The 23122-nt window shown below is 45.3% G+C and carries 23 protein-coding genes; 2 read left to right on the top strand and 21 right to left on the bottom strand.

The window, feature by feature from the left end; genetic code table 11:
- Window positions 1–31: 31 nt before the first annotated feature.
- From traN to AC6H3C_RS07875, 11 genes are all read right to left on the bottom strand, one after another.
- Complete coding sequence (gene traN, locus AC6H3C_RS07925) at window positions 32–877, bottom strand: conjugative transposon protein TraN (RefSeq protein WP_497520194.1); 846 nt, start codon at window positions 875–877, stop codon at window positions 32–34.
- Between the two features lie 19 nt (window positions 878–896).
- Complete coding sequence (gene traM, locus AC6H3C_RS07920) at window positions 897–2075, bottom strand: conjugative transposon protein TraM (RefSeq protein ID WP_497520193.1); 1179 nt, start codon at window positions 2073–2075, stop codon at window positions 897–899.
- Window positions 2050–2415 carry a hypothetical protein gene (locus AC6H3C_RS07915; RefSeq protein ID WP_497520192.1) on the bottom strand — a complete coding sequence of 122 codons (366 nt, stop codon included), beginning with the start codon at window positions 2413–2415 and terminating at the stop codon, window positions 2050–2052. Before AC6H3C_RS07915 ends, traM begins: the two co-directional genes overlap by 26 nt.
- A gap of 18 nt (window positions 2416–2433) precedes the next feature.
- Window positions 2434–3060, bottom strand: coding sequence for a conjugative transposon protein TraK (gene traK / locus AC6H3C_RS07910; protein WP_497520191.1), 627 nt, complete (start codon window positions 3058–3060; stop codon window positions 2434–2436).
- Window positions 3061–3154: 94 nt separating this feature from the next.
- Window positions 3155–4105, bottom strand: coding sequence for a TraJ family protein (locus tag AC6H3C_RS07905; RefSeq protein WP_497520190.1), 951 nt, complete (start codon window positions 4103–4105; stop codon window positions 3155–3157).
- 105 nt (window positions 4106–4210) lie between these two features.
- Complete coding sequence (locus AC6H3C_RS07900) at window positions 4211–4924, bottom strand: hypothetical protein (protein WP_497520188.1); 714 nt, start codon at window positions 4922–4924, stop codon at window positions 4211–4213.
- A 78-nt stretch (window positions 4925–5002) separates the two neighbouring features.
- A complete protein-coding gene (locus AC6H3C_RS07895; protein ID WP_497520187.1) occupies window positions 5003–5686 on the bottom strand; it encodes a hypothetical protein in 684 nt (227 codons plus the stop codon).
- An 86-nt stretch (window positions 5687–5772) separates the two neighbouring features.
- Entirely contained in the window at window positions 5773–8226 is a 2454-nt protein-coding gene (locus tag AC6H3C_RS07890) for a TraG family conjugative transposon ATPase (protein ID WP_497520186.1), read from the bottom strand.
- Window positions 8227–8234: 8 nt separating this feature from the next.
- The gene (locus AC6H3C_RS07885; RefSeq protein ID WP_497521256.1) at window positions 8235–8546 is read right to left on the bottom strand and encodes a DUF4133 domain-containing protein; all 312 of its coding nucleotides are present in this window, start codon (window positions 8544–8546) and stop codon (window positions 8235–8237) included.
- The gene (locus AC6H3C_RS07880; RefSeq protein ID WP_497520185.1) at window positions 8546–8860 is read right to left on the bottom strand and encodes a DUF4134 domain-containing protein; all 315 of its coding nucleotides are present in this window, start codon (window positions 8858–8860) and stop codon (window positions 8546–8548) included. The genes AC6H3C_RS07885 and AC6H3C_RS07880 overlap by 1 nt, the downstream gene beginning before the upstream one ends.
- 40 nt (window positions 8861–8900) lie before the next feature.
- On the bottom strand, window positions 8901–9260 hold the full coding sequence (locus AC6H3C_RS07875) for a hypothetical protein (RefSeq protein WP_497520184.1): 360 nt from the start codon (window positions 9258–9260) through the stop codon (window positions 8901–8903).
- A 789-nt stretch (window positions 9261–10049) separates the two neighbouring features.
- On the opposite strand from AC6H3C_RS07875, the gene AC6H3C_RS07870 reads away from it, so the two are divergent.
- Window positions 10050–10199, top strand: coding sequence for a hypothetical protein (locus AC6H3C_RS07870; RefSeq protein ID WP_497520183.1), 150 nt, complete (start codon window positions 10050–10052; stop codon window positions 10197–10199).
- An 8-nt stretch (window positions 10200–10207) separates the two neighbouring features.
- Here AC6H3C_RS07870 and AC6H3C_RS07865 read toward each other — a convergent pair whose 3' ends face one another.
- From AC6H3C_RS07865 to AC6H3C_RS07825, 9 genes are all read right to left on the bottom strand, one after another.
- Complete coding sequence (locus tag AC6H3C_RS07865; RefSeq protein WP_497520182.1) at window positions 10208–10870, bottom strand: ATPase; 663 nt, start codon at window positions 10868–10870, stop codon at window positions 10208–10210.
- Window positions 10857–11831 (bottom strand): hypothetical protein, encoded by a 975-nt coding sequence (locus AC6H3C_RS07860; protein WP_497520181.1) that lies wholly within the window; start codon window positions 11829–11831, stop codon window positions 10857–10859. The genes AC6H3C_RS07865 and AC6H3C_RS07860 overlap by 14 nt, the downstream gene beginning before the upstream one ends.
- Entirely contained in the window at window positions 11828–12124 is a 297-nt protein-coding gene (locus AC6H3C_RS07855; protein WP_497520180.1) for a helix-turn-helix domain-containing protein, read from the bottom strand. The genes AC6H3C_RS07860 and AC6H3C_RS07855 overlap by 4 nt, the downstream gene beginning before the upstream one ends.
- Before the next feature lie 149 nt (window positions 12125–12273).
- Window positions 12274–12522 (bottom strand): hypothetical protein, encoded by a 249-nt coding sequence (locus tag AC6H3C_RS07850; protein WP_497520179.1) that lies wholly within the window; start codon window positions 12520–12522, stop codon window positions 12274–12276.
- A 329-nt stretch (window positions 12523–12851) separates the two neighbouring features.
- Window positions 12852–13703, bottom strand: a complete 852-nt coding sequence (locus AC6H3C_RS07845) for an RteC domain-containing protein (protein ID WP_497520178.1) — start codon at window positions 13701–13703, stop codon at window positions 12852–12854.
- 812 nt (window positions 13704–14515) lie between these two features.
- Complete coding sequence (locus AC6H3C_RS07840; RefSeq protein ID WP_497520177.1) at window positions 14516–15667, bottom strand: MFS transporter; 1152 nt, start codon at window positions 15665–15667, stop codon at window positions 14516–14518.
- A 9-nt stretch (window positions 15668–15676) separates the two neighbouring features.
- Window positions 15677–16285 (bottom strand): D-sedoheptulose 7-phosphate isomerase, encoded by a 609-nt coding sequence (gene gmhA / locus AC6H3C_RS07835; protein ID WP_497520176.1) that lies wholly within the window; start codon window positions 16283–16285, stop codon window positions 15677–15679.
- Window positions 16286–16296: 11 nt separating this feature from the next.
- Window positions 16297–17277, bottom strand: a complete 981-nt coding sequence (locus tag AC6H3C_RS07830; protein WP_497520175.1) for an ROK family protein — start codon at window positions 17275–17277, stop codon at window positions 16297–16299.
- A 16-nt stretch (window positions 17278–17293) separates the two neighbouring features.
- A complete protein-coding gene (locus AC6H3C_RS07825) occupies window positions 17294–19594 on the bottom strand; it encodes a GH92 family glycosyl hydrolase (RefSeq protein WP_497520174.1) in 2301 nt (766 codons plus the stop codon).
- Between the two features lie 133 nt (window positions 19595–19727).
- On the opposite strand from AC6H3C_RS07825, the gene AC6H3C_RS07820 reads away from it, so the two are divergent.
- Window positions 19728–20900: an IS4 family transposase gene (locus AC6H3C_RS07820; RefSeq protein WP_497520173.1), complete on the top strand. Its 1173-nt coding sequence runs from the start codon at window positions 19728–19730 to the stop codon at window positions 20898–20900.
- Between the two features lie 332 nt (window positions 20901–21232).
- Here AC6H3C_RS07820 and AC6H3C_RS07815 read toward each other — a convergent pair whose 3' ends face one another.
- On the bottom strand, window positions 21233–23014 hold the full coding sequence (locus AC6H3C_RS07815) for a right-handed parallel beta-helix repeat-containing protein (protein WP_497520172.1): 1782 nt from the start codon (window positions 23012–23014) through the stop codon (window positions 21233–21235).
- Window positions 23015–23122: the final 108 nt, after the last annotated feature.

Raw genomic sequence — 23122 nt, 5'->3', positions numbered from 1 at the left:
AATATCAGAATATTGAGTGTTATTTCGGGAATCAGAGTTTTCGTGCTTTAAGAATGTCCTTGTTTTTCAGGTTAAAGCTGAGTTTGCGGCCCGTATTGCCCAATGCTTTTTCTCCCAGTTCAATTCTCAGGATTCGCTGATCCGGGATGGTCATTTTCTCCATCACAAAGACTTCGCGAACGGTCACCTCTCCCGGAATACGCTGAACCTTGTTGCGCTGGAATTGTGGAAAAATCCGATATTCCTGAACGTTGGTCGCTTTGGCCTTCTTCTTGTCTGTGATCCAAAAATTAAAACTTTCCACATCGTAAGCCATGTTGGTTTTGTTGGTCACTTGAAGCTCAAAAAAGAGCGCATCATTTTTCAGGCTGATCGAATTCAGACGAACTTCGATCCCGTCTTTTTTAGCCTTTCGTTTATGAAACTGGCGCCGGTGCTTTTCCAATACCTGGTCGCAAAGGTCTTTGAGCAGGTAGTCGGGCATCACTTTGCCGGAAAAGGTCATAGCCTGCTGCGACTCAAAGCTCTCAATCAGGTAAGTGATCGGGGCATCATTGCCGTAGGTCAGTTCAAACGAATAGATGTGATCGGCGCAAACCACGGTCAGCGAAGTGGGTTTGTCAAAAGGCTGGGCAGCTTTGATTCGAACCAGATTGGATAGTTCGGGAACAACTTCGGCTTGAACAATGGAATAATCTCCGGACTGAACATAGTTGACTTTATCCGGGCAAACCAGGTGACTGGTTTTGGTGTCAGATACTTTTAAGTTGTTGGTGATTACATGTAAGTTATTAGTATTTGCTGGATGACCCTGCTGTGCGCTGACAGATAAATGTACTGCCAAAGCGCTAAAAATGATAACGATAATTGATTTCATGGATGTTGTGTTTTTACAATTATTTGGATTTATTGACTAAATAGACCAGGGTGTTTTTCTTGACGGTGACTTTCTTGATCCGGATCATTTTCAAAAGGGATTGCGCGGTTCGGTCGGCGGCCTGCATGCCCATATAGGTCAAAGGATTGTTGCTTACCCCGAACATGGAGGAAGTATTGGCGCTGCTGCCCACTTCCTTGGCAACTTTTCGCGAAGCATTATCGGGAACATACAGACCGGGCAGTCCGTCCAGGTCGCAAACGGTGATCGACACCGGGACAAACTTTTCTCCAACCGGTATTTGCTGCACTTCGATTTGAAGCCGTTCATTACTGACTTCACATGTTCCGTACAGGAACGTGTTGGCAGGGATTTTCACCCCATTAAGCCATGCTTCTTCCAATAGCCGCAGCTTTACCCGGTTGCCTGTTAAAACAGTGGTGGTCTCATATACTTCAGCTTCGATAACCGGGACTGCCGTGTCTTTGGGTTTAAAACCTGACTTTCCGCTTTTTTCCAGGGTAGAATGTTTGTTCTTTTCCGCTTCCAGTTTTTCATTTTTTGCTGTGGATTCTTTCAAACAGATACTCAATGAATCGTTCTCTCTGGCCAGTTTACTGTTTTGCCGGAAAACCTTATCCAGTTCTTCAATACCGGTAACCGGAAGTTCTGGTGAAGTTTTTTGACCGGTTGTTTCTTTTACTGCTTCGGGTTGTTGCTGCTGCTCTTTGTTTCTATATTTTGACTGGCTGTTTTCCAAATCTTCCCGGACCGTTTGTTCTTTTTGCCGGATATGTGCCAGCAGGTCAACCGATGGTTCCTGCTCCATTTCCGGGACCGGGTCATTTCGGTATAGGTTTCGTTTACCGGAAAGCAGGCGTTCTTCAGATAGCGTTTCTTCTTCCAAGTTTTCTTCTGCTGCGAGTGAATCAGTTTCTCCGTCAATGTTATAATCATGACTGGTCGTAACTTCTTTTTTTGAGGAATAGTTGTCCATCTTGTCGTAAATGGCGACACTTTTATCCGCATCAGGCAGGGTGTAATTAGCTCCTTTGGCAGCTTGTTGCTGCTTTTGCTGTTCTTCTTCCTTTTCCTTCTTTGTTCCCCCGCCCAAAATGTAAAAGATCAGGACTATAAAGGGGATCAGGATCAACGGAAGGAATAACAGTGGTTTATTTCTTTTCAGGAAGTTTTTCATGGATAATCTTTTTTAAAATGGTTTCAAATGAATCGACTGGCATACCAAAAGTCAGTGGCTTTTGAGTTTCAGCAGCGGATGAAGAAACAGTGCCTTTCTTCTCTGTTGCCTCTTCCACTTGAAGGGTTTGGTGCGAAATTTTTGGCGTTGGGATAAGAAAGGAAACCAGGTACAGGAAGAACAGAAGCGTCAGGATATACTTCCATTTGCGTTTGCGTTTATCCGGGTCCATTCCTTCATCCTGCCTATCCAGTCTTTTGATCAGCCTGGTAAGGCGGGTTTCTTTTTCTCCCGTGGTATTATTCTGGTTTTCCTCTTTTTTGTTGTAAATGATTTTCATGGCAATGGTTGTAAAGTGTTAAAATGATTTTCGTTTCAATGTTTCCAAATCTTTGTTGTCGGTAATCAGCCAGTCCTCGATCATAAAACCGTGTGGGTTATTATCTGTCCGGGAGATGTTGCGAAGCCTGCCGGAAGTTTCCAGGTTACGGATCGTGATGTTGGATTTACGGACAATTTTCTGTCGTCCAAAAAACCGGAACTGGTATGGGTAGGCTGAGAAGTCGATCTGCACCGAATCGGTGGTCAGGGTCATGCTGATGTCCGAGGCAATAACCTGGTTATAGACGTTGTTCTCCTTGTAGGACTGGTATTGCTTCATGGCTGAACCATCAGCCAGGTAGAGCGCTTCTTTGGCATTGTTCTCGATGTACTGTTTGTCGGGTTCCATCGTAAAAAACAGCTCGTGAAAGCGTTTCACATGGTCTTTGGCTTCAGCCTGCCGGTTATCGGTGATGTCGGCACGAAGGGCCAAAAGCAGGGATTTGCCGTTGTCCAGCACGTAGATTTTCTGGCGTGACCGTTCAACCAGTCCGATGGATCGGGTAAACACAAAAGTGCTGAACCCGATCAGCAGCAAACTGACCGTCAAAAGAACATAGACCGTAAAGCGGAACTTGCGCTGTATATCAAATATCTTATTCATCTTTTGAGTTATGGATTATGAATGATGAGTTATAAATGATTGGATGAGTCCTTGGATATTGGTTATTGGATATTCAGTATTGGACATTTGCGTTCTATTTCATGGCTCCTTTGGTAATCATCATCGTGGCTACCGTCCTAACCAGCCGTCCGCCGCCTGATCCGGTTCCCGATGCACTGATAATCCATGAAGCGATTTTGGGAACCATCACCAATCCTACAATCCCACAAACAGGCACAACCAAGTTCGAAACGTAGTATAGCGAAGGTTGATAGATCAACGAGGCTTTGGTGGCAGCAATCTCCTGATCGAGCACATAGATCAATACTTCCTGGACCAGCGAAAGGACAATCAATGCAATGGGCAGATACAGGTTTACGTTCACAAACCGGGCGATCCATTGCAGGTAGTTCTCCTGGAACCCATCGAAAATGGAGATGGCAAAAACCAGAGGTCCGAAAATGATCAGCAGCACACAAAAGACAGTTCGCAGAAAGGCGATCAGGTAAACCAGCGCCTCAAAAAAGGATTCCAGAAGCTGCCGGACAGAGTCCATAAAATAAAAGCTGATCTGGTGTTGCAATGCCCTGCCGGAGACAATGTTCCAGGTAGTCAGTAAAAGATTGACCCCTTTGTCCCAGAGTGCCGCTTCTTTCTCTTCATTTTCATGGAAAGCGGGTAAATCCACCGCCAGGATGGCATCCTGCTTTTCTTCCAGCTTGGCGGCCACAATGTGCTTTTTATCGGCATAAATCGCTTCCGAGAGTTTGGTCAGCCCTTTGGTTGGAACCATCAGCAGTTGTACAAACGGAGCCCAGAAGGTAATTACCAACACCAGGGCAAATGGCCTGAGTAAAGGCAGCAGGGAGATCGGATTATCGGCAATCAGTTGTTCATAGATGCGTTTGGCAATGTACAGGAAGGCTGCAATGCCGCCGATGGCGCGGGCCATGTTGACCAGCAGTTGGGCATTGTCCAGGCCTCCCCGGACCAAAACATCGGTAAATTGAAAAAAGCTTTGGGTACTCATTACTTGTAAAAGCATAACAAATAAGTTTTAAAAGCCCCTCCTTACCTTCCGGCAAATGCCGGAGAGGGAAAGGGAAATTGATGAATAGTAAATCGTAAATAAATCAATAGTCAATCCGTTTTATTCTTTAAGGAAAACATAGGATTGCGGAATGTTGGCATTGAACGCCTGAAGGTGAAGCACTTTTCGATAGGCGTAGTCGGTTTCTCCCAACTGTTTTGCAAGCTCTTCCTTGATCTCAGCAAAAGCTTCAAGCTTTTTACCATGATCAGTTAGGAATAGGTTCACAGAAATAAACCGGACCAATAACTCATCTGCTTCCTTTTGATAGGTTTGTTTGAGCCATTTGCAGTTGGGTAGTTTATCCAAGTTATCAATGCTGATGTACAATCGGATAAAGCCGGAAGCAATGCTGTACACATCGGGCAACTGGTCAGACTCGGCATCGAATATCTTCTTTTCAATATCACGTTGCATTTCCGTATTGCTTTTGATCTGGGTGGTTTCTTCGTGCCTTTTCTGCATCTGCGATTTTTCAATCAGCTTTTCGATAATCTTCAGCAGGTTGGTTTTCAGCATTCCGGCGTATTCTTCCGTATCTGACACCGGCAAAGCTCCAACTTCTATGTAATAGTGTGTCGGCCAGGTGCGTATAAACACATGGGGGACCGGGATTAACCAGCCTCTGAATGCTATAAAGGAAAGCGGGTAAGTCCCTTCCATTTCAGGGTAGGTGCCATTCCACGACTTGATGTCAAAAATCTGGGCTTTCAATTCCTTCCCCGGCAGCAGTGCTGCCAGAGGAAGGAGGAGTATGAAAAGTAGTGTTTTCATGAGCTTTATTTTTTGTTTCTGTTGTTTGGGATTGTTTCTCGGGTTTCTATTGTTCCTGTTAATGGAAGCATAGAACCGTTAATCGTAGAGTGTGTAGTAAAAGGCGAACTTTTCGATTTGCCCGGTATTGAAACTTCGTTGGTAGGAAGCCCAGGCCAGCTTGTTGTAGAGGTAACAGATGGTTCCGTAATGCTTTTTCACTTCGTTGTAAATCCCGTTGATGGTATCGTACCGCTGTTTGTCGTCCATCATAAACAGGTCGTCTTCCACGATGGTATTTAGGATGGTAGTGACCAGTTGGCGGCTGTCATCCAATACCAGGTCAAAGGATTCGACAATCACCGCAGCCTGATGGGTAGTGAAGTTTTCGTCCTGGACCAGCAAGGGCAGTTTGGTGGTGTAGATATAGATGATCTTATCCAGCATCTCCTTGGTCTGCTTGATGCGCTTGTAATCTTTGATCAGATAGCTCACCTTTTGAAGGCTTGCCAACTTCTTTTGATCGATCCCAACCAGTTCTGAGGTTAATCCCTTAATGTCGCCGTTCAGGATTTTAATCAGCACATTGTACCAGTTAATTTCTGAAAGGATTCCCTTTTCCTGCTCCCATAAGGCTTCGCGCTGAATACCTGCCCCCACATCGGTTACCGGTGCCTGGGCGAAGGTGGATTTCGCGGTGAGAATGCTAAAAAAATTGATCACCAGAGCAATTAAAAGCGTTGCTCTGATTGAGCCGGTTGTCATTGTTCTAATTGTTTTCATGGCTGTAATTGTAATTGTTTTTGTTTCTGTAATTTTCTTATTCTCCTCCTTCGCCTGCCTGTCTGACTGCGTCATCCAGGCAGGGGTTAGGGGAGGCCCTTGAGGATTTCGATAAAGTTTTGATCGTGTTTCCCTTCCAGCTTTTGCAGGATCATCTCCTTTTCGCTTTGTTCAGAGGTATAACAGTAGTATTCGGGTTTGCTGACTTCCAGGGCATAGACCTGCGAGTAGCTTCCAAGGCTGATAAACACTTCCTTGAGTTTGCGGCCTGCCGGAAGGTTTTTGTTGATCGACAGGATTTGTTCTTTCTGGAATTCGGAAAGTCCAAGGGTATCGCTGATGCCCTGGAATTTGTTCCGGAATTTGCTCATGTCTAGCAATATTCTCGTATCGGCATTGTTGATGATTGCATCGCGGATTACCGGCGAAGAAATCACATCGTCCACTTCCTGGGTAACCACCATCGCCTCGCCAAAGAATTTTCTAATAGTCTTGTAGAAATATTTTATATAGCTGGCCATCTGCGGAGTGGCGATGGCTTTCCACGCTTCCTCGATGCAGATGACTTTCCGGACACCCTTAAGCCTTCTCATCTTCTGCATAAAAATGTCGATAATGATCAGGGTGGCGACCGGGAAAATTACTGCATGCTCCTTAATATTGTCCAATTCGAAGACAATAAACGGGCAATGGAAGAACTCATCGGTATCCATCTGCTTGTTCAGCAGATAGTCGTATTCGCCTCCGCGATAGTATTTGCCCAGGATAAAGAAAAACTCTTTGGCATTAAACTGGATGGATTTTTCTTCCACCAGTGTCGGAATATAACTCTGGCAGAACTCGTAATATCCGTTAAATGATCGTTCCATCAGGAAGCCTAATTCATTCGTTTGGTCGGACTCAAAAAACGCTGTCACCGAATGGGCAATCACATCTTTCTCCATCTCCGAAAGGTTTTCCTTGTAAATGGTGTAGATCACCGATAGAATGGTTTGCTTTCGCTCGATGTCCAGTTCTCCTTCCAGGATAAAAGGATTGAATGAGATCGGGTTGTCGGTTGTAAACTCTACCATCATGGCACCGCCCTGATTTTTTAACCGTTCATCCAGGTAACGGGTCAGCAGTTCATAGCTTCGGCCAACGTCCAATAGAACAATGTGACAGTTTTCGCTTTCAGCATATTGCCTGAGCAAATGGTTGGTGAAAAAGGATTTTCCGGAGCCTGATCCGCCGATAATGATCTTGTTCCGGTTATGGATCAAATGCTTGTGCATCGGTTCGTCAGAGATGTCAATCTTCACCGGGCAACCTTCCAACCGGTCTGAAAGTCGGATCACAAAATCCGATTCGCTATTTTTCAGTTCTCCCTCGAAATTGGTCAGGCAGCAGGCCTGCGGTACCTGGGTAATGAACAGTTCTGTCTCCGGAAGTTGGGTCGAGAATGGCACACACGAGAAAAACAACATCGGCAGATCGTGGGTGTGCTGGTACGGGAAACAGTTCATCAGTGCAAAAGCGGAACTGGTTTCGCTTTTGTGCTGCTTTAAATCCTTTAGCGAAGCATCGAAAAACATCACGTTAAAGTGGGTCTTCACAATCTTTTCTCCTGAAGTCTGTACCTGGTACAGAAAGGATTCAATCAACCCCGCGTTGACCTTGTTCTCCGAGGAGAATTTCGAGAGGCTGAATATCTTCTTATAACTTCCTTCCAGGTAGGCTTTGATTTCCTGCTGATCGGGAATGTAGATAAACTGGTTGGTGACGTGCGAAAACGGTAAATGATAGCACAGCGGGTAAACCAGCGAAACGGGCAGTCCTGTTTGCGGGTGTTCCGATACCGGGCGAAGTTCTGCCGGTACATGGGAATAGTCACTTAATGAGAGAATTTCCACAAACTGGTCCATCACTTTCAACCGGTCCCGAAAATCAATTCCGCCCAATGCCGGGTGGTTGTCGGTAAAATTGAGGCTTAAAAAGCGTTCGATCAGCCCCAGGGAATGCTGATCGCCAATGGCTTCTTCCTTAGTAATAGGTTGGCAGCCGATCCCGTTTTGCTGAAAGATGGCTATTACATTTCCTTTCAGTTCGTTGATCTTGTCGTACTGCAACTTTTCAAGGTTTCGCTCTTTCCGGGAGAAGATCAGGGCGGATTCCAGGTAGCTTTTCAGAAGTCCTTTATTGAGCAAACTGATGTAAAAACAGCACTCATGTTTCAAATAATGCCTTCCATCGAAATGCTCCAAATAAGATTCATTCAGGCTGGCTTTTGCTCTGGTCGACTTTGATTGCAATTCCGATTCTTTGGGATGGAATTCGTTAACCAGAAAGAAATCCTGCTTGTGAATAAAACTTCCGGCTGGGAGCAAATTGATCATTCTCTGGAACGTATCGTGGAGCATGTAGATTTGCTCTGTACTGTTGGAAAGAACTTCCGGTAGCTGAAGCCTGAAACCGATGGTCAAATCCAGGTTGTTGGATACCTGAACGTCTCCATTGAATCCCAGTATCGGAAGGACTGTTTCAAGGTTTTTGATCTTCATTTTGATTTTCAATTGGAATTGGAAAATGTTTGTTGAATTCGGCGTTTGCAGCTGATAAACTGGGGCAGTTTCCGGGCGGTCTGCTTCTTGCCCCAGCCCTCGGGACCATATTTTTTCTGGATGGTGTTTAACCGGTACAGGTACCCGAAAAAAGCGGGGACTCCGATCAAAACGGCAGGAAAAACACCGGCCAGTACGTAAAGCGCGGAGAACAGCAGAAAGGTGGCAATAATGCCGTACAGCGCCCGGAAAACCAAAGGGCCGGAAAGCCCTTTGATGTACAACCGGGTATCCACCTTTTTGATTGGGTAGGTCTGCATCACACAAAGAATGCTTTGATCACCACGCCAACCAGGATCAGGAATAAGCAGGCCCCGAACCAGCCCATAATGGCTTTCTGGGTGTCCTGGTCGCCGCTCTGCCACTTTATATACACACGTACCCCGCCGATCAAACCGACGACAGCGCCAATGGCAATAATCAGGTTGGAGACCGGATCGACATACGAACTGACTTCGGCGGTGGCCTGGTCAATACCAGAGGCTGACTGTGCCATCGTTTGGGCAATACCCAGAATGAGCAATGCAACAAAGGCTTGCGCCCGTTTGAAAAAACACTGAACTTTTGTTTTCATGGGACTTTGAGTTTTTAAAGAATGAATAATTGTGATTGATTTATGACTGAACCTGGACGTTCTCCAGGATTTTTGGCAGTTCCGGGTGACCGGGTTTGGAAAAAGCGTCGATGGAATAACCGTCATCAATCCCTGTTTCTTCATATAGCGAAGCTGGCAGGACAATGTCTTCTGAAAGCCGGACAGGGATTAATTCGGATGGATAATCTTTTGAGGAGACTACAATCGCTTGAAGGGATTCGGCAAGAACAGGGGTAAACGAATCGTCTTCAAAAAGTGTACTCCGCTTTCTCTTTTGATGGATAAACGCAAGCAAGGTAACTGACAGGTACCAGACTATAAGGATAAAAAGGATAAAACCTGAAAATTGTCCCCAGCTGATTTGATTGATTCCAAACATGGTTTTTCGTTTTAATTAAAAATTGTATGATCTCGGTTCGGTAGTCGGGCCTGATCACCGATGCAAAAATGGGACAGCGGGAAATAGCAAAAGCCAACGTTGACCCGGACTCCGGGTATGTTTTTTTTTTATTATGCCCGCAACTATCCGACTATAATTTAGTTCGTTATGGATTGATTTGATTGGAAAAGTTCCCGGGAAAGTGATTTTTCAATAAACCCTGACAGGGTTTATTTCAATTTGATTGGAAAAAATATTTCGAAAAGAAAAAGAAAAAACAGTCAAAAAAATAAAAAGAAAGCCGGAAAGGTGACGGACGGGGCGAACGTGCAAGGCTGGACCGCGAAATCAGGGCCAAAAATTAATAAATGTAATTCTGCCAATGTTTAAAAGAGCGGGACACTTGCTTTGGCCTTGCGCGTTTACCGGAATGGGAATGGGGGGAGTCCGGCTAACTTGGCTTTTCTTTTTGATTTTGACACGATTGGCTACCTTACTTGTTCAGGAATAGCGAACCTGTTAAAAGTTATTGGAATGCGGGCAGGGGAAGGCATGTGTAGCCCGTTAACAAAGCGAAGCCAAAGTTAACCGGGCTACTCTTGCCGCGCGGTGCAACCCGGCTTATGAGATGAACAAGCTGAACTTAGCGACCCGTTCCGGTGAGTGCAGCGAACGGGATTAGGGAGCGGGTAAAGCGAAGTGAAGCGAATGTGCCGGGGGACATGGAAAGTGCCGGACAAAAATTGCATTAATGCCAAAATTCATTAAAAACCTGCAAAAACAGGAAGTGTGGCCTTTTGTAAGGGAAAAGGCAATCCGGTCAGAAAAGGACAGGGATTGATCTTTGAACCGGACGGGGCCAATCTTCCACAATTGGATCAAGGCTTGTTCGCGCCCGGCGGAGCCAAAGCGCGAACAGGCCGCAGCATACCTTTCTAAATGGCTTTTTAACGTCTTTTGTCTTTGGATTCCCTGTCAAAAGCCACCAAATTGAACATTTCGCGCATCCGGCTGCGGACACGGTTCCCGTAAATGGATTCCAGTTCGGAGGCTGAAAGGTTCGTAGTAATGTGGGTCATCATCCGTTTGGAGACAAACAGATCGTAGCGGGCAAGGAGGATTTCAGCCATCACGTTGCAATCGTTTCCGTAGTACTTTGGAGTCTGTTCCAGTCCCAGATCGTCAAAACACCAGGCTTTGGGTAGAAACCTTTCGCCGTACCTGAAGAATGAACCTTTACTGTAAAGGTTTATCACGGAGAATCCGTCTTTCTCGAATTCAAAGCTGATCTCCCGCGTAGGCTTGATCTGGTACTGTGTTTCCCTGGGAAAGAAATAGCTGATCAGCTTCAACAAACATGACTTTCCACAACCAACTGGCCCACAGGCAAGTAATCCTTTCTGAAGACTAACCCCGTGCCGTTCTGCGTTTTCCTTATCACCGATGGCATAAACCAGCAGTTTGTAGATCAATTCCAAATCGTCCGGGTAAATGGCGAAATGGTCCCCAAACAGGATTTTGCCGTGTTCTTCCATCCATTGCACACTGGTAGAAAAGCTGAAATTGAATATTCCACCCTTAAAATCGGCAATCTGCTCATAAGGGTTCATCGTAATTTTTGTTGACCGTGACACTGAGCTGGCCGGTCCTGTTTTGATTATGTTTTCGTTCATCTGCTTTATTGTTTTGATTGTTTTCAATCCATTTCCGGGCAAGGGCCTGCCAGGAAACAATGGTTTTCATATCCCCGGTTTTCCAGCCGGATAACTGGTAACGGGAGTAAAATTTTTGCGCTTCGTCGGCTGAAGATTGGTTCTTTTTAAAAAAGTTTCTGACGGTTTCAATCCCCGGGATTTGAATTTTGGGTTCTCCATCTCTTTTTCTGATTTCTTCTTCTTCTGAAACTTTTTCTTTTGAATTTCTTTTTGAAGATTCTTCTTTTAGTTTATTCTTCTTTGTAATGTTTATAAGAAGTGTATCACTTGCTGTATCAGTTCCGGTATCAGATTTAGTATCGGCAGGTTCATTTATACCGGTGGCTGTACTTCTTCCGGTATCATTTTCGGTACCGGTAATGATACCGGTATCACTTGCCGTATCAGCTCCGGTATCACTTTTAAGATTACCTGAAGTACCGGTATCATTTGTTGTATTGGCTGCAATATCAGATGCAGTATCACTTTTAAGATCGCCTGAAATACTGATCTCAGTAGTTGTACCTGTTGCAATGTCAGATGCTGTATCACTTTTAATACCGGTATCACATGCGGTATCGCTTCCAATATCGAATCTGATACAGGTAACTTTGCTTCCTGAATGCAAATTGGAAGAAGGGAAGTATTCAATGTATCTCCAGTCTGCCAGTTCTTTGATGCAACGGGCATAGGTATTGGCAGAACCGATCCGGGCCAGTTGCATCACTTCCGTCCGGGAAATGATAAACTGGTCGCTGAACCGGTTGGCGTTCCAATATTGAAACAGGGCAATATACAGGCTGATGTGATAGGAAGACAGGCGCTCATCTTCTGCCAAACGTTCAAAGAATCCGTTCAGGTGCCGGATGTAATTCATCGCCGGGCGGTGAAACTAAACCTGTCTTTCTGCTTATTGGATTCCAGGATTTTCTGGATCTCGCCGGAATCATAAAACAGGATTCCGCCCATTTTGGTAAACGGGATGGTTCCGTTAATGCGCATGTTCTGAAGCGTTCCGGGGGAAATACCCAGCATCTTGCGGACTTCATACGATTTTAACCATTTTTTCGCGGGTTGTCCCTGGCGCTCGTCAAACAGTTTTTTCAGTTCAGAGAATAATTCGAGCTTGAATTCCCGAAGATCGTCGGTAGTAATAATTTCTGAAGGCATAACTTTTAATTTTGAATGGTTCATTTTGACATGTCCCAAAATTGAAGCCTTCACTTAAGTTTTGAACCAACGTTGACCCGGACTCCGGTCTGTTTTTTTTACAATTCAGACGCTGTTTTTTTGATTATGGAATTGGATTGTAAAAAATCTTATCTTTTTTGTGGATCTCCATTGATCAGGAAATCAGCCCTGCGTAGTGCAATGCACGTCCGGTGGTGGGAACGGAGTTGCTCAAGTTCCTGTCCTGGAAGGGAGTTTAAAAGCATGATTTGTTTTTGCGGGTTATTGAGCTGGTAAGCCTGGATAAACGGGCAATCCGAAACCGTTTCTCCGAACGGGCACCGGAGAAATGCGCTTACCAGATCGGCATTTCTATTGTTTTTTTCAGTTTGATACATTTCTTTATTTATATGTTTTGGACAGGAGATCGTCAAATACCCGGGCACAAAAAGAAACGTGAACTGCACGTTATTCGTACCAGAGGTATCGTCAAACACCCACACCACAAATAAGCACAGCCCACGCCATACGGGGGCCGTTCACTTATATTCCTGTGGTGTATTGATTTGACGATTTTCCGGTACAAGAATAAAAGCCAACGCTTTTATAATTTTAATATGTCCTTATTTTCTAAACACTCTACATGATCTTTTAAAATTTGAATCGTTAGATTATTTCCAATAGTTTGTATTCCTGTTTATAATTTCGGTTTATATCCTTTTTGTTCTCATTTCTCATCGCTTTCGTCCATCCTTTTGATCAAACATTTTTTCATCAGGTCCAGGAAACTTGTACGATTGGCGCGCTCTTTCATCTCGGAAAACGTATGGTAAAACCTGGGGAGTTTGATGTTAAAGAAAATCTCGTAACCTTTAATCAAGTCTATGATTTCCACTTTCCCGTTATTAATGGCGCCCGTGTCACGGACCCCGTAAATCATTTCCACCAGGTCGGTTTTACTCCCGGTCCACTTGAAATTGAGTTTTGCCTGTTTTAACAATTTTTGCAGTTCAGCAGCCCTTCCAAGCTCTTCCAATTGTTTGACTTCAGTTTTACAGTAAACAATGATTTTTTCATTGGCCATTATAGCCGCCAGGGTATAATCATGGCTTGTTGAAAACAATGGGTCCACAACGAAATGATGCGCATTCAGGCAATTAATCGTTTTTGTCCTGACAAAACACTTCTCGTCGAAATGCGTTGACCCGCTCCGGTAATACTGGTACGACTCCGGGTTTTCATTGAAGAATCGCTGCGCCTGTGAAATCATCTTCTTTAAATATTTCTTTTGGGCTCTCGCCGTTGTCACCGGCCGCCGGGTTTCTATCTCGAACAGTTTGGAGAAGTACAGGTATTCTCCGAGGACGTACGGTTTGATAACTTTAAAGAAATAGATTTCGTCTTCCCGTGTTTTAAAGTCATATCCACTGACGTATTCCCGTAGCTCCAAAAGAGCGGAAGAACAGGACCCGATGGCTTTTTCTATTACCAGCAGGTCGCTGGTCCCGTCACAACCTAACTCCTGTAAATTGTTCTTCAGTACTTCAACTGTTTGTTCCGGGGTGTAATTGTCGTTCATGGCAAACCAAATCTTAAGGGATTCAATTTAAATGCATTATCCTGTCAAGAGCGGATTTAACCTCAAAATAATAGATAAACCCCTGTATTTTGTTGCAAAATGTCCAGCTGAACATCCGGTACAAAACGACCGTGCATTGACCGATGAAATATTCCATTCTATCCGGAGATTTTCCGGGAATTTCCGTTTCTCCGGACAATTCATTTTTCAAATCACAAACGATTTTATTAATTGTTTCCATAGCTAAAATTAAACAGTTAATAGTTGGGCCTTAGTGTATGGCCGGTTAATATTTTAAACCCATCCACCGGATTTTGCAACCGCTCAATTTTTTATTTTCTCAATGTTATCATCTTAATAAAGAATTTTACTGAAAACTTTAAATTACGTTTAAACCCGGGAGCATCGAAACACTCCCGGGGAATCCTCCTTTTCTCTTAACCAAACGGAAGATTTACTTGAACCAAAACCAAACAATGTCAATTAAAACTTATTATAACATTCAATATGTTGCTCCAAGACAGTTTCCTTTCTCATTTGCCCCAATTTATTTACCCTATCTGCCTCCCCTGAATCACAGAGATTTAATTCCTTTAAAAGCCTTGCTATTGAGTCTCTATTTTAAATACTGCAGCCATTGAGTCTGTGATTTCCGAAGATAAACCGATTCATCAGCTCCCGACTGGCCTTTCATCTGGGGCGGAAATGGTGATGCCATATTGATTTTTCCGTACTCTATACATTCTGATAGTCTCTGTAATAATTCCTGTTCCATTACTCTTTCTATAATTCCGTTCAAATATTTTCTGTACTTATCGTCCTGATTTAACTGACAACGAATTCCCCAACAAATAAACCATGCAGGCGCCCAATACCAGCATCCCGGCAGTAAGACCAAAATTGTCTGAAACAATACCAATTAACAGGGTTATAATCGCCCCGCCAATCACACCCATCATTATCAACCCGGAGATTTCGTTGCGGAACTCCGGTTTGCGGACCAGCGCCAGGGAGAAAATGACGGAAAAAACATTGGCCACGGAAAGTCCAACCATAAAAATTCCAACATAGATGACAGTCAACGAAGACGCCAGCAAAGTGACGGACAATGATATAAGGCAGAGTATAACTATGACCCGGTAAAATTTTACGACATTAATTCGCGACAGGAGGAAACCTCCCAGGAAAGCGCCTGCCGTTTTGGCTGCAAAATACACGCTGATCCCCAGACCGGCTTCTTCCAGAGAAATGTTCCCCTTAAACATCAGGTATTTGGGGATGGAAACATTTAACCCGACATCGATGCCAACAACAAGTAGGATGCCTGCAAAAAAACCGAGAATCCGCATGTCGCCCAACAGGTTCAAACTATCCATAAACGAGCCCTTTTGCCTTGTCGATCCTGTTTCGGTTATCTTAACGGCATTCAGCCAAAGCGCTGCCAGTATCGATATGCCGCCGAACAAGGGGAAAAGATAACGCCAGTTTCCCAGGTAAAGGGCAGCGCCCCCGGCAATAACCGGCCCCAGGAACGAGGAGATTGACTTGACAAATTGCCCGAAAGTCAGGCTGCTGGCCAGTTTTGAATCCGGAACAACGTCGCCAACCAAAGGGTTCAGCGATACCTGCAACATGGTGTTGCCAATGCCTAATAAAGATAAGGCCAGGAGTACTGTAGCAAAATTATACGAAACGATTGGTATAAACAGGGCAACGGCTGTTGTGACGACGCTCAACAGTACGGTTTTCCTCCTCCCAATTCGGCCCATCAGCAGACCGGTTGGAATTGACAGCAATACAAACCAGATGTAGAGCATCATCAAAATCAGGTTGGCAATGGTGTCGCTTAACTGAAAATCCTGCTTGATATAATTGGACGCTATTCCCACCACATCTACGAATCCCATAACGAAAAATCCGGCCATCACCGGCAAATAGTGTTGTATGTTGATCTTTTGTTCCATATCGGTTGGTTATTTGGTTGGATATTTGGTACCGAATAATTCTTCTCCCATTCCCAGTTCAATATAATTCACGAGGGCATGAATCACCATGATGTGGATTTCCTGGATCCGGTCGGAATACCCGCTATGTGGGGCACGAATTTCAACATCACATAACGGGGCCATCTCTCCACCGGTTTTGCCAGTGAGCCCGATCACTCTCATTCCAGCCCGCTTTGCCGAATCAATGGCATTGACCACATTCCGGGAATTCCCGCTTGAACTGATAGCAAGCAGGACATCGCCGGTCTTGCCAAGCGCTTCGACGCTACGCGAAAAAATGTAATCGTAGCCAAAATCATTAGCCACGCAAGTAATGTGGGAAGGATCGCTGATAGCCAGCGCAGACAAGGGCATCCGGTCTTGCTGAAACCGCCCGGTCAACTCTTCGGCAAAGTGCACGGCATCGCATAACGAACCGCCATTGCCACAGGCAATGACTTTGTTCCCCGATTTTAAGGCCTGAACCATAATTTCTCCTGCCTTTTCCAGTTTCTCCCAGGTTGTCGGGTTTGATACAAAACGCTCAAGCACTTCTTGTGCCTCCCTGAAATTCACTTTAATCTGTTCGATTATCATTTTTACTGATTTTATGTGAGTTGATTGGCTGCAACTGAAAGGGAAGCCATATCGCCGATTTGCTCGTCCAATTCAGCCGGAACGATGCGGCATACCTTACGGGCTAGGGGCAAAGCTTCTTTCTGGAGCGCCTTTTCGAGCGATTGGGTCAGCAGGTAACCGGCACGGACGTATATACTCCCGATCACGATGCATTCGGGGTTCAATATATCCATCAACACAGATAGCCCTTTTCCAAAATAATTTCCGCAAATATCATAAACTTCCTTTGCCAGGATATCGCCTTCATTAGCCGCTTCTGCCACTTTTTGCGCAGTAATGTCCGGCAATTCAGAAGCAGTGGCGCACCACGAAACTTTTTCGCCCATCTGGAGTTTTTCCATCGCTTTCAGCCGGGCTAATTGGGCAATACCGCCGCCGCTGCAAAATCCTTCGAACGAACCGGATTTGCCATACCCAACCGGGCCATAATTATCCAGCCTGATATGACCGACCTCCCCGGCATTGTCGTTAGTCCCGGCATAGAGTTTCCCGTCAAGGATCAGACCGGCGCCAAGACCGGTGCCAAAAGTCAGGAAAATCATGTTCCTCGTTTCGCGGCCCGCCCCGAATTTCCACTCGGCCAGGGCGCAGGCATTGGCATCGTTCTGGATAGCGGTGGGAATATCATACTTTTCAACAAACAACCTTACAATCGGGATTTCATTCCAGCCCGGGAGGTTCGGGGGTGAAAGGATCACTCCCCTGACGCTGTCCAGCGGGCCCCCACAACTGATTCCGATCGAAGCCACGGTTTGAATGTCTGTTTGATACGATTGGAGCAATATCTCCATTTCCTGCTGCAACCTTTCAACCATCCGGTAGGGGTCTGGATAATCCTTGGTCGGTATCACGGATTTGTCTACAATTATCGGATGGCCGCTTTCATCAAGCTGTCCAAGGATCACTGCACATTTGGTGCCCCCCAAGTCGATGCCTATTAATGTTATCATAAAAATTGTATTTGAGTTAATCTTTTATTGCTGAAACGGGCCTTTCTTCCGGTTTGCTCCCCCATTCGGTCTGAGGTTTGTTCCCCATCCTGAATTCGAGGGTTCCCCCTTTCATTATATCTTCTATCAATAAAAATGATTTGGAATAGTTTTTCCCATTTTGATTGGCACTTTGAATGTAATAATTAGTCCTGGAAATATCTTTTGCGTCAATTGTGAAGCGTTTCCCATCAGGGAGGTGTAACCTGGCACTTTTAAATGAAGGCGTACCAATCACATAATAATCCATTCCCGGAGTGACGGGATAAAGTCCGAGCGAACTAAAGACATACCAGGCAGACATTTGCCCACAATCATCATTCCCACACAATCCGTCCCGGGTGCTGTTATATAGCGTGTTTTTGATGGTGTGTACCATTCGTTGGGTTTTCCAAGGCTGGCCTGCAAAATTATACAGGTATGCTGTATGATGGCTTGGCTCATTTCCATGGGCATACTGGCCGATAAGCCCGGTGACATCATGCACACCAGGCTCTTCGTCACCCGTTTTAACACTGAACAAAGAATCCAACTTTTCAGCAAAAGCCTTATCGCCTCCAATCAGGTCTATTAATCCTGTTACATCCTGCGGAGCGTAGAACGTATATTGCCAGGAATTTGCTTCGGTGAAATCACCCCTTCCCACAGGTGTGGTAAATTTGGGGTCGAAAGGTTCGCACCATCGGCCGTTGGCATGGCGGCCACGCATGAAACCAGTGGAAACATCAAAATGATTTTTATAGTTCTTGGCACGTTCAATGAAATAATTATAGTCTTCCTTTTTCCCAAGTTTTTTGGCAACTTGTGCAATGCACCAGTCGTCATAAGCATATTCCAATACTTTCGACACTGAATTTCTTTCCGTCTCAGAAGGAATAAAACCCAGTTTTTTGTAGTGGTCTATCCCTACCTCATCGCGCATGGCCAGGTCTTTCATCCCGGCAAAGGCTTTTTCATGGTCAAACCCCTTTTCGCCTGTCAGGATGGCCTGCGAAATTACCGGGACCGAGTGATAACCAATCATCCCCCTCATGTCCCGTATCCCAAAATCCATGATGGGCAACCAGTTGGTCTGGTTGAGGCATTCCATCATCGAACGGATAAAATCAAGGTTTTTGTCGGGGTACAATAGCGAGAAAAGCGGGTGCAGTGCCCGGTAAGTGTCCCACAGCGAAAAGTTGGTGTAATAGTCACGGGTGCTGTCCTGATGGATTTTGTTGTCCCACCCCCGGTAAGTTCCGTCGGCGTCGGAAATCAGGTTGGGGCAAACCAGCGAATGGTAAAGGGCGGTATAGAAGGTTGTTTTCTGTTCCGCATTATCGGTTTCCACCTCAATTTTCGACAATTCTTTTTCCCATTCCTGATTGGCAATCTTCGCTACCTGGTCAAAGTCCCATGCTGGTATTTCCTTTTCAATGTTAATTTTAGCCCCGTCTTCGCTGACATACGACAAGCCTACTTTCACCTGCAGCGTTTCCCCTTTCTTGAGATTAAACGACAGGGCCATCTTTGAAACGATCCCCTCAATTGATTTTTGGTCGCCTTTGGTTCCGTCGGCAAAGGAAACAACCTGGACGACAGGTTTTGAAAACCGGGCACAGAAATAAATCAGATGGTCTTTAATCAGGTGGCAAGTTGAATTCCGGGAGCCTACCAGGGTGTATTCATCGACCAGTTTGAGTGAACTTTTCACAATCTTGTCTCCAATGCCATGACCCATGTCAACGATTAAGCCCGCGGGAGAATCGCCCTGGAACGTGTACCGGTGAAAACCAACCCGCTGAGAGGCGGTCATCTCGGCATAAACATTGCAATCTTCCAGCTTTACCGCGTAATAGCCCGGCCTGGCAATTTCCGTTTCGCGCGAGAACCGCGAACGGTATCCCTCATTGGGTTTCTCTTTGGAGCCAGGCATAAACCGGGGTTCACCCGTGAAGGGCATGACAAGCACATCACCCAAGGCCGGGAGCCCGGTGCCGCTCATGTGATTGTGCGAAAAGCCCATGATGGAACTATCGCTGGCATGATAACCCGAGCACCAGTCCCAACCCTCTACCCCCGTGTCGGGCCCCAGTTGCACCATCCCAAACGGGAGGCAGGCCGCCGGGAACGTGTGGCCGTGACCCGAAGTACCAACAAATGGGTTGACGAACGAAGTATAAGATTTTTTTGATGTCGGGGAAGTCCCGCTGGGGGTTCCCGCGAACGTTTGGATGAAGAAAAAAACGAGTATCGCAACAAGCATCTCCCTGAGAACCCGTGTGATTTTAAATTTCATATGTCTCATCATTAGTGTCTACTAAACTTTTTCCTTAACTCTTATAATTGTTTTATATGCAATAAGATACAGCAATAAATCCAACATCTACATTTGATTTCATATATTGCCTGAGGCCAAGCTTCAAAGCAATATGAACACGGGATCTTATGTATTTACACAACTCATCAAGCTTCTGCCAAAGGAAGCCTTTGATTGGATAGTCAAACAGTATAACGGAGACAAGTATGTCAAGCACTTTACCTGCTGGAACCAGTTGCTTGTCATGATGTTCGGCCAACTGTACGGCTGCGAAAGACTCAGAGAACTCGTCAGCGTGGTATCCGCTCATTCCAGAAAGGCCTACCATCTTGGATTTGGCAAAGAAGAGATAAAGCTGGCGAACCTTGCCAAGACAAACGCGAACAGGGATTACCGCATATTTGAGGAGTTTTCCAGAAAACTCATCGGGATTGCGCAAAATAAACGAATTGATGCACCATTTGACCTTAACGGGAAGTTTTATGCTTTTGATTCCACTACAATTGACCTCTGCCTCAGCCTTTTCTGGTGGGCAAAGTTCCGCAGCACAAAAAGCGGAATCAAGGCTCATACGCTTTTTGATATCGTTACACAAATTCCGGCATACATCAATATCACCAATGCCAACGTTCACGATACTCAGGCGATGGATGATATCCCGTATGAACCCAATGCATACTATATCTTCGACAGAGGCTATTTTGATTTGGCCAGACTGTATAAAATCAACATCATCGACTCTTACTTTATCATCCGCCAGAAAGGCAAGCTTCAGTATAAGATCGTTGACGGAGAAGACCTTATCGAGGGTTCTGACGGAGTTATCAGCGATCAGACTATCGAACTTACCGGATATCAGTCCAAAAAGAAATATCCTGGCAGACTGCGTAGAATCGTGTACTACCCCAATGAACTCAAACGCACGTTTACATATATTACCAATGCGTTTTATATCAGCGCAAAAGATATTGCAATGCTCTACAAAAAGCGTTGGCAGGTGGAGTTGTTTTTCAAATGGATCAAGCAGCACCTGTACATCAAATCCTTTTGGGGCAACTCTGAAAACGCTGTCAGGATACAGATTTATTGTGCCATATCCGCTTACTGCCTTGTTGCAGTCGCCGAACATGACTACCTTCTCAACAGGAGCATGTTCGATGTACTCCGCATCTTGCGAGGCTCTCTCATTGACAGAACGCCCATCAGGGAACTGTTCGAAAGACCGGTCGACGAAGGACCTGAAATATGTAATGACTTCGGCTTTCAACTTAGCTTTAATTTTTAGTAGACACTAGTGATGTCTCATCTTTAAAATAGTTTCTATATTACTGACCTTGAAACCTTGTATTTTATTAATTAAGAAACTGTTTAAAAATTTCCCGTGGGGAAAATCTGTCGGTAGAAATGCCGATTCATAAGCGATGTGTTGTCCCGTACGGGACAACAGGCATACCGGTTTTCAATCATTCTACCGACCTTTCGTTCCTATCGGAACAAGAAAACCAAATTTAAACAGTTTCTAAGGAATCCTGACAAATTCAAAGTAAGCAAAATTATTTCCCTTCTTGCAGTGACGTGATATTATTGGTTATACTGTTTTGTAACACAGGTTTTGGCTTATTTTCCGTTTATCTTCGGGCCTGCCGTTAAAGTGATCAGGTTTTTCCCTGCCACCAGTTTTTGAACTGGCCCCGGATTGGGCTTATTGTTGCGTGGGTTGCCAAACATATCTGCATCCACAGAAAAAGGCGTCCCGTCGTGTTTTTCCAACCCCTGCCCGGTGAGTTCGAATTTCCCGATAAAAGCGTTGGTTATTGAAGGGGCATTGATGCCAGTGGCATCTTTGTGGTTATTGAATACCACTTCCACCCCTTTGGGCAGGGTTTTGATAACTGCTTCAGCCTGAAAACTGCTATCGGCAAAGCCGCTTTTGTCGCCGAACGTACTCTTGCCGGCGCCGTCGTAATAGACATTCCAGTCGATGTGAAATCCTGGATATTGAGGGATTCCTTCAGTCCCTTTGGCCACATAAATGTTGTTATAAATTTTATCGTTCTGAAAACTTGTCGGGAGCGTTTTTACGGCAACGGCGGTATGCGGCTTCCAGTAAACCGGCGATAATTTTTCAATCTTGTAAATCACTTTGCAGTTGATAAATAAATTATGCACATACACACAATTCGCCATTGATGAACGAATATCGCCCGAAAAGATGTTATTATCAACTAAAACAGGGCCATGTGCATTTTGCAGGAAAAGGGCACGAGCCTCCATGTCGTAAACCACGTTGCCGGTCACCCTTGTCCCCTGTGCCCCCCAGTCGATCCATATCCCGGCGTACTGCCCCGGGGCCGTGACATAAACCTTGCGCACAATGTTGTTGCGCACAATCACGTCCACCGCATCGTGAAGCTTGATACCCCCGGTTTCAAAGCCGCCAAATTCTTTTTTTGCATTGATTTCTTCGATCAGGTTGCCTTCGATAATGCTGCACGACCATCCTTTAAAACCGTGAATCCCGGCCTCGCCGCACCGCCTGATTTCGTTGTTGCGGATGATATGATAACCGGCTTCTTCCACGTCAAACCCTTCGTCCTCGTGCGACGGATCATTGCCACACACGATACCGGTGCAACGGGCATCGGAAATAACACAGTTTTCGATAATCCAGTGTTTGCCCCAATACGTGCCGATCAATGCATGTTGGAACGCCCTGAAACAAGCCCAGTTGGCGGCTGCATGCATCATCGTAAATCCATCGACGGTGATGTACTTCAACCCTTTTACTTCCGGAAAGAACACGCACTCGCGCACATTGATTTCGGTAAGTTCAGTATTGGGGTCGCTTTTCCCAAAGTTGGCATAAATAACGGTCGTATCGGGTAAGGCTTTTATAAGGTAAGTAGCCTTTCTGGAAACAACCGTGTCAAGGCTAAACTTCTCGCAAAAAGAGTTGCCGTTCAGGTACAGGTCTCCCAGGTGATATTCCTTGCCATACCGGAGCCAGCCTCCGCTCAGGTTCAGTTTAAAAGGGTTGAAGTTCCCGAAAAAAGAATCGGGCAGTTTCAGCCGCCAGACTTTTTCGCTGTACCTGGCCCAACCCGTTGCACGTTCAGACCCTTTGATGATCGCCTTTTCGCCGGGAGCTGCTTTGAAAACAATCCGCTGCGCTTCGGAGGTACCTCCGCGCACAGGCTTTACCCATTCGCGGTAAACTCCCTCGCGAACAATACAAACGTCGCCCGGCTGCATGATGTCAGCCGCTTTCTGAATAGTTTGAAAAGGATTTTTGCGGGTGCCTGGATTGTTGTCATTCCCGCCGACAGCAACGTAATACTCTTTTGCTGAAAGGCCGGAACATAGCAAAAAAACGATAAAAAAGACCGTTAGAATTTTCATACGTGAATAATTTGTTTTTTAGTTGTCGTATGGAACTCGCATGTCAAACATTCACATAGACTTGGATGTAAGTAATTTACATGCTCGTTTCATAAATATAAATTTTCA

It is taken from the genome of Gaoshiqia sp. US2, assembly GCF_059705485.1.
The sequence above is the reverse complement of the archived record's forward strand: the minus strand, read 5'-3'. Positions and strand labels throughout refer to the sequence as shown.